This is a genomic window from Geovibrio thiophilus, from assembly GCF_004087915.1.
GTDB lineage: Bacteria > Chrysiogenota > Deferribacteres > Deferribacterales > Geovibrionaceae > Geovibrio > Geovibrio thiophilus.
In genome coordinates this window covers 2,133,666-2,145,341 of record NZ_CP035108.1, presented here as the reverse complement: position 1 = coordinate 2,145,341, position 11,676 = coordinate 2,133,666, and the positions used below count along the sequence as shown (strand labels likewise).

12 protein-coding genes are annotated in these 11,676 nt (G+C 46.5%); 7 read left to right on the top strand and 5 right to left on the bottom strand.

All coding sequences use genetic code 11. The annotated features are described in order from the left end of the window. Positions 1–33 precede the first annotated feature (33 nt). Positions 34–219, top strand: coding sequence for a uracil-DNA glycosylase (locus EP073_RS10055; protein ID WP_128467019.1), 186 nt, complete (start codon positions 34–36; stop codon positions 217–219). Here EP073_RS10055 and EP073_RS10050 read toward each other — a convergent pair. Next, complete coding sequence (locus tag EP073_RS10050) at positions 194–859, bottom strand: Crp/Fnr family transcriptional regulator (protein ID WP_128467018.1); 666 nt, start codon at positions 857–859, stop codon at positions 194–196. The two genes, EP073_RS10055 and EP073_RS10050, sit on opposite strands and share 26 nt — an antisense overlap. 235 nt (positions 860–1,094) lie before the next feature. Here EP073_RS10050 and EP073_RS10045 point away from each other — a divergent pair, with 235 nt between their 5' ends. Next, positions 1,095–1,607, top strand: a complete 513-nt coding sequence (locus EP073_RS10045; RefSeq protein WP_128467017.1) for a hypothetical protein — start codon at positions 1,095–1,097, stop codon at positions 1,605–1,607. Here the strand turns inward: EP073_RS10045 and EP073_RS10040 are convergent. From EP073_RS10040 to EP073_RS10030, 3 genes are all read right to left on the bottom strand, one after another. Beyond that, positions 1,584–4,160, bottom strand: coding sequence for a putative bifunctional diguanylate cyclase/phosphodiesterase (locus EP073_RS10040; RefSeq protein WP_128467016.1), 2,577 nt, complete (start codon positions 4,158–4,160; stop codon positions 1,584–1,586). The genes EP073_RS10045 and EP073_RS10040 overlap by 24 nt on opposite strands. Before the next feature lie 175 nt (positions 4,161–4,335). Then, positions 4,336–5,394 (bottom strand): flavodoxin-dependent (E)-4-hydroxy-3-methylbut-2-enyl-diphosphate synthase, encoded by a 1,059-nt coding sequence (gene ispG / locus EP073_RS10035; RefSeq protein ID WP_128467015.1) that lies wholly within the window; start codon positions 5,392–5,394, stop codon positions 4,336–4,338. After that, on the bottom strand, positions 5,378–6,808 hold the full coding sequence (locus tag EP073_RS10030) for a phosphomannomutase/phosphoglucomutase (protein WP_128467014.1): 1,431 nt from the start codon (positions 6,806–6,808) through the stop codon (positions 5,378–5,380). The genes ispG and EP073_RS10030 overlap by 17 nt, the downstream gene beginning before the upstream one ends. Before the next feature lie 69 nt (positions 6,809–6,877). On the opposite strand from EP073_RS10030, the gene EP073_RS10025 reads away from it, so the two are divergent. Next, a complete protein-coding gene (locus EP073_RS10025; RefSeq protein ID WP_128467013.1) occupies positions 6,878–7,684 on the top strand; it encodes an ATP-binding protein in 807 nt (268 codons plus the stop codon). Then, the gene (locus EP073_RS10020) at positions 7,684–8,496 is read left to right on the top strand and encodes an MBL fold metallo-hydrolase (RefSeq protein WP_128467012.1); all 813 of its coding nucleotides are present in this window, start codon (positions 7,684–7,686) and stop codon (positions 8,494–8,496) included. The genes EP073_RS10025 and EP073_RS10020 overlap by 1 nt, the downstream gene beginning before the upstream one ends. 7 nt (positions 8,497–8,503) lie before the next feature. Here the strand turns inward: EP073_RS10020 and EP073_RS10015 are convergent, their stop codons facing one another. After that, a complete protein-coding gene (locus tag EP073_RS10015) occupies positions 8,504–9,688 on the bottom strand; it encodes a GGDEF domain-containing protein (RefSeq protein WP_128467011.1) in 1,185 nt (394 codons plus the stop codon). Positions 9,689–10,135: 447 nt separating this feature from the next. On the opposite strand from EP073_RS10015, the gene EP073_RS10010 reads away from it, so the two are divergent. From EP073_RS10010 to atpH, 3 genes are read left to right on the top strand one after another with little or no spacing between them, the layout of a single operon-like run. Further along, a complete protein-coding gene (locus EP073_RS10010) occupies positions 10,136–10,558 on the top strand; it encodes a F0F1 ATP synthase subunit B (protein ID WP_128467010.1) in 423 nt (140 codons plus the stop codon). Between the two features lie 11 nt (positions 10,559–10,569). After that, positions 10,570–11,139: a F0F1 ATP synthase subunit B gene (locus EP073_RS10005; protein WP_164885334.1), complete on the top strand. Its 570-nt coding sequence runs from the start codon at positions 10,570–10,572 to the stop codon at positions 11,137–11,139. After that, positions 11,136–11,675 (top strand): ATP synthase F1 subunit delta, encoded by a 540-nt coding sequence (gene atpH, locus EP073_RS10000; RefSeq protein WP_164885333.1) that lies wholly within the window; start codon positions 11,136–11,138, stop codon positions 11,673–11,675. Before EP073_RS10005 ends, atpH begins: the two co-directional genes overlap by 4 nt. Position 11,676 lies beyond the last annotated feature (1 nt).

Below are 11,676 nucleotides of genomic sequence, written 5' to 3'. Positions count from 1 at the left end.
GAAATCAGATACAAGGGGTCAGGTTTTAAAAAGATGAAAAGAGTAAACTGTTACAAGTGCGAAGGCTACTACGTGACATGGGATGAAAATATGCCCCACGGATGCAGGATATTGGGTTTTAAGTCAAAGCTTATGCCTTCACTCTCCGTTTTCAGGTCTTCCGGCATGCCCTGCCAGTATTTCAGTGAAAAGCCTAATAAAAATGAGAAGGTTCCTTGAGATAAAGGTTGTCGCCCTTCATTTTCACGTGTCCTTCAAGGTTAAGGATCTTCATGCACTTGGTCACGGATTCTCTTGAGGCGCCTATCATAGAGCTTATTTCCTGATGGGTAAGCTTTTTTATCCTGATATAGCTTCCGTTCTTATCTCCGCTTTCCTTTGCGATGTCAAAAAGCTGCTTTAAAATCCTTTCCTTAACATTGAGAAACGCCAGAGATTCTATGAGTTCATCCGCCTTTCTCAGCCTGCCCACGAGGATCTGAAGCATGGTTATCGCGACTTCAGGTTCTTCCCTCATGAGACGCAGGAAGGGCTCCCTGCCTATTTTACACAGGCTGGACTCCTCATCGGCGATGATGGTTCCGGCACGCTCTTTCTGGTCTATGAGACTGAATTCACCGAAAATGTCATATTTGCTGAAACGGTGCAGGAGTATTTCGTCACCGTCTTCGTCAATGAGAACAGCACGGAATGAGCCGGAGAGAACAATGCACAGCTCTGTGCCCGCATCCCCTTTATGAAGGACGGTTTCTTCCTTGTAGAACTTTTTGGTTTTAAGTATCTGGGCGATTTTTTCAAGCTTGGCTATGTCGATCTTTGAAAAAAGCTCCACATTTTTCAGTTCTTCTGCAAGATTCATCGCATTCCTCCCTGACTTAAACCACCATATAATTTTTAGACGCCGTTTTCAACAGACATTGCAAATTATTTCCATTAAAAGCCTAAACGAATGCTTATGATCATTTTTAACGCATGATCGTAAATTATTCTTAAAGATCAGGATTCGGATCGCCGATTGGATCGATCCCAGAGGGTGATTTCGGCGCAACCTTTCCCCTCGGGATGAAATTACGGACAGTATTTGAGGTGAAAAGATGGACATCAGGCTGAATCAGACTGTTAAGGGTCTGAATCAGGACAAGCATTCCTCCGCTCCGCAGAAGGAGACGAAGGCTGAGGGTCTTGATTTTGAGGAAATCCTTCTGGAAAAAACAGGCAGCGGGTTTAAGGAATCACAGGCGGCGCTCATAGCGGGCGCTGCGAGAATATTTGATGAAATGGCGGAAACTTGGTTCAGCTATGAGGAGCTCCTCTCCGGCATGGATGAAGGTCTGTTTGAGGATGAGTACGGTTTCGGAAGCGATAACGACAACGATGAGCTGTACAGGCTTGAGGATCTTGTTAAAGGCAGAGGGTACTACAGCGTGGATTCCGTGGCGAAAAGGCTTGTTGATATGGTGAAGGACGCTTCCGGCGGCAGGGATACTCTTCAGCTTGCCGATTCCCTCGCTGAGGCTCTCAGACAGACCGAAAGGAACTCCGGCGAGCTTCCCGAAGCGCTGTACGAAGCTCTCGATGCCGCTTCATTCCGTATCCGCAGAGGTTAGGAAGGTTTTGCATATATTATTGTCAAGAAGGGCGGGCGCTGGTTTGTCTATGAAATAACCCTGAGCGTAATCCACGCCCAGTTCCTTCAGTGATTCAAGAACTGCGCTGTTTTCAACGTATTCCGCGACGGTGCGTATGCGCAGTTCTCCGGCGAGGGTCAGCGCACTTTTAACGAAAGCTTTATCAACATCGTCATTTATTATGTTGCGTATGAAATCCCCCTCTATCTTTATGAAATCAATGGGGAAATTCTTGATGTAATGGAAGGATGAGAAGCCGGAGCCGAAATCGTCTATGGCGAAAAGGAAACCCTCGTTCTTGAGCTTTGTAATGAAATGGGCAAGAAGCGAGATGTTTTTTACAGTCTCTCTTTCTGTTATCTCAAACACGATTTTTGATTTGTTTATGCCGTATGTTTCCACCAGAGCGAGTATCTGAGCCTCAAACTCAACCATCATAAGAGACTTCGGGGAAAGATTGATGAACAGAAAGCCTTCATAACCCGCTTTCCTGATTTCGGCGAATGCTTTTTCCATAAGCATCAGATCCATTCTGTGCATGACTCCCATCGCTTCGGCATCGTCTATAAACTCAGCCGCGGGCATGATCCGTCCGTTTACCGGAATACGCATGAGAAGCTCATGGACGGATACTCTGTTGTCCGTAAGCGACATGATGGGCTGAAAGTAGGGAATAAGGCTTTTGTTTTCTATAGCGTTGAGAATTATCTGGTTTTTAACCCCCATCTCTTTGAGGCTGTTGATAATATCCTCTCCTGTCGGGGCGCAGATGCGGTTTTTGCCTTCTCTTTTCGCCTTGTACATCATGTTGCTGGCGACGAGGAAGAGCTTTTTGTCCTCATCTGCATGGAAAGGATAGCTGGCAATTCCGATGGATGTGGTTGCCTTTATATTTTTGCCGTCCGGAGCGAGAACATTCACGGCGTCGAGGTTTTCTTTGATCCGCTGAACAACTGTGTAAGCGTTTTCCTCATCCGCTTCGGGCAGTATCAGGGTGAATTCATCGCCGCCGTAGCGTGCCACAATGTCCTCCTCCCTGCTGGTGCTTTTGAGTTTTTCGGCAAATCTCTGCAATAGTTTGTCTCCGAAGGCGTGTCCGTAAACATCGTTTATCAGCTTGAAGTTGTCAAAATCCAGAACAACAAGGGAGAACCACGACTTATGTCTTTCTGCCCGTTTGGTTTCCGCCTTCAGCAAATCCCAGAACATGCGCTGGTTGTGCAGGTTTGTCAGAGGGTCTCTGGTGGCGAAGAACTCCACATCCTTAGTATAAAGATGGATCGCTTTGACGGAGCCCACAACATTCATGAGAGTGGTGAGAATGCTGTCAACCACGATTGATTTGGATTTGTCCTCATTAAACGGGGTCTGTATGCCTATGCCGGTGATGTTGCCTATGCGTCTTTCGGGGAAGGTGATGTTTTTGAGTTGGGCTGTGATCTCTTCCTTGCTCATCCTTATCATGTCTTTACCGATTTCCGCCACATAGTGCTTTATGGAGGGCGGGTTTTCACTGAATATTGTTTTCAGCATAGGTATTTCGTAAACAGCCTCTTCAAATGCCATTTTGGTTTCCGTATCGGGGTTATGATTCCAGAATATGAAAAATTCGTACGTATCGTCTGTTTTGAAAACTGCGAAAAGAGCCTGACAGTATACAACTGAATTTACGCTCCGGAGCAGCTTCTTGGTGTAGTCCACCCAGTCGGTTATCGCTTCGGCAGTAATGACAAGCCTCTCCATCAGCCTTATCTGAAACTGGAGCGTATCGTTGTCTGTGGCTATGCTGCGGAGCCTGCCCGCCAGTTCCTCTATCTCTTCGTTTATAGCCGCAACCTCCATAAGGCTGAAGTCGCTGCGCTGGAGGCTGATCGATTTCAGATCCTCCACCGAGTTTATATTGCTTATGCTTGAGTGAAGCTTTTCCAGCATAAGCTTAAGTCTGCGGGATACGAAGAAGGATATAATAACGCCTATCAGCAGCGGCACAGGGAGTATGAACATCAGCAGGAGGCGTATATTGCGCGCTGTTTTGTCCTGAAGGAAGAAGAAATTCTGGGTGGTCTTGATAACCCCCATTACATCCCCTTCTATTACATTGTCATGACAGGTGAGGCATTTTTTTTCGGCGATTACGGGCATTACCTCAGTGAGTGAGTCGCTGGTGTGTACCGTGCGTATAACGCCTGAGCGGAAAGCCTCCGAGACAAGATTATCCGGTTCATTCTGTCTGACATAACCGAACATTTCGCTTACGGCGTAGCCTCTGTGTATTTCAATGCTCATATCGTTGTTGTCGAATGATTTTGTGATATTTTCAATAATGTATTCGAGTTCCTCTCTTGACGCGCCCCGTTCCATTGCCACGTAAAGGGAGTTGAAGGTCTGTTCAAGCATGATGCGCGCGGTTTTGTCCGCGTAACCCAAAAGAAGCTTATTGTAAGAGTAGGAGCTGATTAAATAGACACCCGCGAAAACCAGAAACGCGGTCAGAAGAGTTGAAGCGAGAATATAATGTTTTATGCTTTTCATAAGTGTCTTTCAGCCATACCCTGTTCGGATTGTTGCAACATAATTATATATAGTTATTTTTGTGAGAAAAAGCAAAGAACATGCGAGAGATATGCGAATAAAAAGGCAAAACCTCTCGGTAAAATATAATCTGCTTTCTGTCTACAGCCATGTTAAGATAATGAATCTCAACAGACTATTTTACACCGTCTTCTCGCAAAATGCTAAGAAGTTCGGGTAAAAGATTTTTTTCTTCCACTTTTTTTACGATCTCACCTTTCTTGAAAAGGAGTCCCTGACCTCTGCCTCCGGCTATGCCGTAGTCGGCTTCCTTTGCCTCGCCCGGACCGTTGACCGGACAGCCCATAACGGCTATGTGCAGAGGTGTTTCAAATGCTGCGAGTGCTTTTTCGGTTTCTTCCGCCAGCTTTATGAGATCGATTTCCGCCCTGCCGCAGGTGGGACAGGAAATGACCTGCACCCCCCTGTGCCTGAGTTCCAGCGATTTGAGAATTTCCCAAGCAACCCGTACTTCCTGAACCGGATCTCCGGTGAGAGAAACCCGAATTGTGTCGCCTATGCCCCGGGAAAGAATCGCTCCTATTCCCGCCGCTGACTTAACTGTTCCGGTGAAGATGGTTCCCGCTTCCGTTATGCCCACATGCAGCGAGTAAGGGAACTCCTCAGCGAAGCGCATATACGCCGCGATGGAAAGATTTACGCTGCTTGCCTTCAGAGATACCTTGAAGTCCGTAAACGAATGCTTCTCAAACAGCCGCACATGCTCCGCAGCCGAACGGACTATCGCCTCGGCGCTGACACCGTACTGCTTTTTTATTTCTTTTTCTATTGATCCTGAGTTCACTCCGATGCGGATCGATTTTCCGTTGGCTTTTGCCGCATGGATCACCTTTGCGCATTTGTCCTCTCCGCCTATGTTGCCGGGGTTTATCCTTATGCAGTCCGCTCCGCTTTCAAAACTTGCCAAGGCGAGCCTGTGATCAAAGTGAATATCCGCTATGAGGGGAATATTTATCTGCTCTTTTATGCTTTTTATTGCTTTTGCCGCGTCGGTATCAACCACGGCAACACGCACTATCTCACATCCGGCTTCTTCCAGACGTTTTATCTGAGCGGCCGTGGCTTCAATGTCTCTAGTGTCCGTGTTGGTCATGGACTGCACAGAGACAGGCGCGCCGCCGCCGACTTTGACACTCCCAACTGAAATTTGTTTAGTATCAGTCCGGTAAAACAATTTTCATCCCCGTTATTTTTTCCAGCAGGAGAATATAACTCCCCATCGTTTCTTTGTCCAGCGCTTCAAAGCGCAAAACAACCGCCGGCTGAGTGTTGCTTGCGCGCAACAGTGCCCAGCCTTTTTCAAAAGTGATTCTGACTCCGTCTATGCTGTTGATGTCTCTGATTAGATCCGTTGTTTTGCTCATAGCTTCAAATTCTCTTTTAACCTTCTCCACAAAAGAAAATTTTTCGGCGTCAGAGAAATCAAGCCGGATTTCGGGTGTGTTTATATATTCGGGAAAGCCTTTCACCAGTTCATCGGCGTTCTCTATTTCGCCGGAAAGCCTGCGGTCTATGTATATCTCCAACAAACGCAGAGATGCGTATATTCCGTCATCAAAGCCGAAGAAGCGGTCATTGAAGAAAATATGAGCGCTTGTTTCCCCTGCCAGCGGAGCGTTGAGTTCAAGCATCCTGTCCTTTATCATGGAATGCCCTGCCTTCCACATGACAGCCTTCGCCCCGCATTTTTCGAGTATGTCGTATAAAGCCTGAGACGCTTTTACGTCACCTATGATTACAGGGTTCTGCTCCCGCCTGCAAAGATCCTCGGCAAATACAGCCAGAAGCGTGTCTCCTCTTATTATCCTGCCTGAGTCTGTGACAGCCACGATCCTGTCCGCGTCGCCGTCATAGGCTGCCGCTAAGTCCGCGCCGTGTTCTCTGACGGCGTCTATGGCGTCTCTGAGATTTTTATCCACAGTGGGGTCAGGGTGGTGGTTTGGGAATGTGCCGTCCTCCTCGCAGAAGAGGGGAACTATTTCCACGCCGATATTTTTGAAGAGCAGGGGAGCGATCCTTGACGCTACCCCGTTGCCGCAGTCTAAAACCACTTTCGGCTTTTTCGGCAGACGGCTTATTTTTTCCTTCAGAGGGGCAAAGTGCTCAATGCTCCATTTTATGTATTCCGCAGCCATGTCTCTTGATGAAACAGTGCCTTTTTCCTTTGCCTGAACATAACCCCTCTCAAGGATGCTGCGATAGATTTCCTGAATTTTGCCGGAATGGTAAACTTTTGTGTCGCTGCCGAACTTCATTCCATTGTATTCCGGCGGGTTGTGGCTCCCCGTTATCATCACATACCCGTCAGCGTCTGTGGTTTTGGATGTGAAATACAGCACCGGAGAGGGGCAGACGCCTGCGTCCAGCACATCAGCGCCGGCATCGGTGAGCCCTCTGACTGTGCTTCTGAACAGCTCCTCGGATGAAGGGCGCACATCTCTGCCTACGGCAATTTTGCATTTACGCCCTTTTTCTTTAAACAGCTTTAAGGCAAAGGCGTTTGCCACCAGCGCCGCCGCCTCGTATGAAAGTTTGTCCGGTACAGTGCCCCTGACATCGTAATCTCTGAAAATTGAAGCTTCTATCAAGGCATACTCCGTTATGCTTTGTAAGTATTATTGTATTTATTTTTAAAAAAACTGTGCTATAATCCCTACATGAAGAAAATAGCCTGTTTTATCAATGATAACAGTTTCTTAGAACGTCTGACGGATTTCTGTTCGGCTGAGCGCTTCGTCCTCATTAACTACAAAGAGGATAAATGCGAGCTTGACGTATCCGTTATTGTATTCATAACGGATTGTTTCGATACGGTAAAGGGTTTTCGAGAGGACATTCCGCTCTGTTTTATTGGTAAGAGAGGCGATTTGCCGGAAGGTGTTCTGGCAGTGGACGAAGGCTTCGATCACGTCCAGCTCCGTTATCTGGTTGATGCTGTCTGCCACAACGGAAGTCTGGAAAACAGCATCGCGTCGGTGCGTCCTGTTTCCATAGCGAAAACCTTCAGTGTTTCCAACGATATTTTCAATGTTGAGCGTATAGTTTACATCCTCACAAAGGAATTTATATATTTTCTGGATTTCAGTTCGCTGGAAAAAATCCGCATAGGTCTGGCAGAGATGATAACCAACGCCATAGAGCACGGCAATCTCTCTATCTCCGGCGATCAGAAGCTGGACGCCACCGAGGGCGGAACCTACTACAGCCTTATCGAGGAAAGACTCAAAGATGAAAAATACAAGGGTAAAAAGGTAACTTTCACTTACTATATTGATGATTCAGAAGTAAAAATCTCCATTGAGGATCAGGGGCGCGGATTCAAGGTTGACGATATTCCCGATCCGACCATGCAGGAAGGGCTTTTCAAACTTCACGGGCGTGGTATTCTTATAACAAGGATGTATTTTGACGATGTTGTTTATAACGAAGTCGGAAACAAGGTTGAACTTGTTAAGAGGTTCTGATGATTCGCTTTCTTGGAACAAGAGGTACAATATCGGTCTCCGGACCTGATTACTCAAAATACGGCGGAAATACCGCCTGCCTTATGATTCCCGTTGATGACAGAAAATGTATCGTGATAGACGGCGGAACAGGAATATACAATCTTAACAGCATGGGAAATTTTGATGAGTATCATATATTTCTCACTCACCTTCACTGGGATCACATCTGCGGATTGCCCCTGTTCAGACCGTTTTACACTCCGGACAAACATATTTTTCTCTATCTTGAGGATAAAAGCACGCTTACTTCAAAAGACTTTCTAAAGGTTTTGTTCAATCCGCCTTTTTTCCCTATTCCCCGTACAATGTTGAAATCCAATATCCGCTTTAATCTGATCAGGGGAGGGCAGCATTTCGTTTTCGGCGATATTACCGTTTTCGCCGCTGAGGGTAACCATCCTGACGGAGCCCTGATGTATAAAATAAAGGACGGAAACACGACGACTCTTTTCGCCACAGACTTTGAGCACGGCACGGAGAGGGATGATTTTCTTATAGAGTTCGGCTGCGGATGCGACTATCTGGTTTTTGACACCACGTACACGCCGGAAGATTATGAAGGGAAGAGGGACGGCACAGCCAAAAAAGGCTGGGGGCACTCAACATATATTAAGGGCGCCGAGTTCGCGGAAAAGTCGGGCATAAAGAATCTTGTGCTCTATCATCATAATCCGGATTACAAGGACGCTGAGCTTGACGCTATGTTTGAAGCGGCAAAGCGAGTCTTCCCCGCCACAATATGCTCCTATGACGGGTTTGAGATAAAGTAGGGCGCTTTTAGCCCACCACTCTGTTCTTGCCGAAGCGTTTGCCGTTGTAGAGGTTTTTGTCCGCTCTCTCAAGGAACGATTCCACACTTTCCCCTTTCATGTACTGCGCCACGCCGATTGTCACCGTGATTACGAATGTTTTTTCCTTGAGGGTGAAGTTTGTCGTCTCAACCTTATGCCTTATCTGTTCGGCTATGCGGACGGCGTTTTCAATATCCGTGTTGAGAAGGAGAACAAGAAACTCCTCGCCGCCGTATCTGAATGAAAAGTCCGATTTGCGTATATGGGTTTTGATCACTCCGCCCAGATGCTTAATCACCTGATCGCCGACTATGTGCCCGTAAACATCGTTGATTTTCTTGAAGTTGTCTATATCCATAAGCAGAATGCAGAACGGCTGACCGTGTCTGCCGAAGCGGACTATCTCTTCAGCGAGCTTTATGTCCATATATTTTCTGTTGCTGAGTCCTGTGAGGTGGTCGGTTATGGTTTCCTGTCTGTATTTGCGTATGTTTTCATTAAGCTGAGCTACCTCTTTTTTATATTCCGTGAGCTCACTTTCTATCTTGGAGTAGCTTTCTGTCATGCTTTCAAGCTTGTCTTTTTTGCCTGTCAGTTTGGAATCAAACGCCTCCATAAATTTGGTGAATGGCTTGCCGGGGAAAACGATCCCCTCTTCCCGAAGAATCTGTTCGATCTCTTCAGCGTTGCCCAGCAGCTCCTTATCCTGATTTATGTCCTTTTCAACGAAGCGGATGTTGTCCTCAAGGTTGTCGGTCATTTTATCCTGAGTTGAGAGAACCTTTTTGAAGAGCGATTCCACGAACTCTGTTAAAGTGGAAAGGCGTTTATCGTTTTTGATGAGCTGTTTGGCGAGAGAGCCGAGAAAAGCGTCGGTAATATCTTCAATGTCGGTTCCGCCGTTGATCATTGCGAATATATCGGAAAGCTCCCTGTCGCTGACATAGCCCTTGAGCGTATCAATATAGGGAAGCATCCTGTTTGTGACGGATATTTTATACACGGGTCTGCATGTAGACTGAAACAGCCTGCTGAAGTCCTCGTTAGACATCAGTGCGTCGTTTAGTGACTTGTCAGTAAGGTTTATTTTTTTCTCAGACATCTGCTTGAGGATGTTTCTGATTATCGGACTCAAATTTTCAGAATAATATTCAATGGTTTCGTCAGCCATCTTCCATCCTTATGAAATAATTATTTATTATAATGCAGAATGATGTATTAATAAAGCTGATTTCGCGGATGTGAAAACTGCGCCTTGATTTAACCTGCTAAAAAGTGTAAAAGCATAGCTTAAAGCCGCAGGTGCTTTATGTGCGGGAAACTGTGCTCAGAACACCGTATTAATGCGTAATAAATTGTGTTGACAAGGGAAACAAGTTTTGATAACTTCCTTCCTGACTGTACACTGTATACAGTTCTGAATGTACTGTGTTCCGCTTCACGCAAAGGTTTTAGCCAAACTTAAACCGATTTGACAGGCTGTTTCAGCCTGTCAGCATACGTAAGTTTTGATGCCCTCAGGGGTTCCGTTAAAGGACTGCCGTTTTTTCGGCTGTTTTGTATTTGGAACGCCTGAGACACCGGAACGCAGCAGTCTTTAATCAAGCAGAGGTCATTAATGGTATACGTTGACTTTACTATCGTTATTCAGATCATTCAGTTTCTTCTCATCATCTTTATCAGCAAAAAACTGATTCTTGACCCGACGCTCAAAACTATTCAGTCCAGAGATTCACGGATTCAGTCCCTTACGGACGAAGCCGAAGGACTCCGTGCTGAAGTTGAGGCGGGAAGAAAAAGCTATGCCGAGAAGATGGATGCAATGAGAGCTGAAATGGCTGAATATCAAAGAAAAATCAGAGAGGAAGCCTCCAAGGAAGCCGCAGCGAAGGTTGCGCAGTCCAAAGCAGAGGTGGACGCAAAGGTTGAGGCGGCGCTGCTTAAGCTTGAAAGTGAAAAGGAAGCCGCGGCTAAAAACATGGACGCAATGGTCGGCGAACTCTCCGATCTGATTGTTCAGAAAATTCTTAAGTCTGCGTAGGGGGAATGACTGTGAAAAAACTAATCATAACATTAATCCTCGCGGCAGTTTCAGTAAGCGCTTTCGCGGCGGGAGACGGTCACGGAGCCGTTGACATGGGCGCGATGCTCAAAAACTTCGGCTACAGAGTCCTTGTTTTCGTTCTTTTCGTTATCATTCTCTTCAAACTTCTCAAAAAGCCCATTCTTGAGTTTCTTGACAAGAGATCAAAAGAGATTGAGAAATCCATCCAGACGGCAAAAGAAGCCAACGAGACGGCAAAAACGGAGATCGAAAGCTATAAACTGAAAATGAAAGGCTTCGAGAAAGATCTTGAAACCATGAAACAGAGAGCTCTTGAAGCCGCCGAGAACGAGAAGAAGGCAATCATCGAGGACGCCGGAAAGCAGATTGAAAAACTCGGACGCCTTGCTGAAAGCAGGATTCAGGCTGACTACAAGAAAGCCTCCGAAGAACTCAAACAGAAAGCGGTTGCCGCCGCTCTTGAGGCAGCTCAGGCAAAACTCGGTCAGGAACTGACCCCTGACAGGCAGAGCGAGATTCTCGGCAATTACATAAAGAAATTAGGGGTGATCAGGTGAGAACACAGGTAGCAGCAAGACGCTACGCCTCAGCCCTTTATGAAGAGGCAAGGGCAGCGGGCAGTATTTCTTCCGTTATCGAGAAGCTGGACGCAGTCACTTCGCTGGCAGACGACTCAAAGGACTTCGGCGTTTTTGTCAAAAATCCCGTTATCTCAAAAGAGGACAAGGCAGCGGTGATCAGCAGGCTCAACGACAAAGGGATGCTGGACAAATTTACCGGTTCTTTCCTCGTTATGCTTGCCATGAAAAACAGGCTTGAACTCCTTGACGAAATTACAGGTTATCTTAAGACACTAGCTATGGAAGAAAAGGGTGAGGCTGTGGCAGAGGTTACCTCCGCCGCTGAGCTTAACGCTGAAGCGGTGAAAAACCTTGAGGAAGCCCTCAGCAAAATTACCGGAAAAAAGATTACCGCCGTTGTGACTGTTGACAAAAGCATTCTCGGCGGAGTTGTGGCAAAAATAGGCAGCACGCTCTACGATGCCAGCATTAAGGGACAGATCAATAAAATCAGAGATCGTCTGATCTCATAAG

What these genes read in the sequence shown, in the direction of transcription:
- EP073_RS10055 (WP_128467019.1), top strand. Translation starts at nt 34, where the DNA reads ATGAAAAGAGTAAACTGTTACAAGTGCGAAGGCTACTACGTGACATGG.
- EP073_RS10050 (WP_128467018.1), bottom strand. Translation starts at nt 859, where the DNA reads ATGAATCTTGCAGAAGAACTGAAAAATGTGGAGCTTTTTTCAAAGATC.
- EP073_RS10045 (WP_128467017.1), top strand. Translation starts at nt 1,095, where the DNA reads ATGGACATCAGGCTGAATCAGACTGTTAAGGGTCTGAATCAGGACAAG.
- EP073_RS10040 (WP_128467016.1), bottom strand. Translation starts at nt 4,160, where the DNA reads ATGAAAAGCATAAAACATTATATTCTCGCTTCAACTCTTCTGACCGCG.
- EP073_RS10025 (WP_128467013.1), top strand. Translation starts at nt 6,878, where the DNA reads ATGAAGAAAATAGCCTGTTTTATCAATGATAACAGTTTCTTAGAACGT.
- EP073_RS10020 (WP_128467012.1), top strand. Translation starts at nt 7,684, where the DNA reads ATGATTCGCTTTCTTGGAACAAGAGGTACAATATCGGTCTCCGGACCT.
- EP073_RS10015 (WP_128467011.1), bottom strand. Translation starts at nt 9,688, where the DNA reads ATGGCTGACGAAACCATTGAATATTATTCTGAAAATTTGAGTCCGATA.
- EP073_RS10010 (WP_128467010.1), top strand. Translation starts at nt 10,136, where the DNA reads ATGGTATACGTTGACTTTACTATCGTTATTCAGATCATTCAGTTTCTT.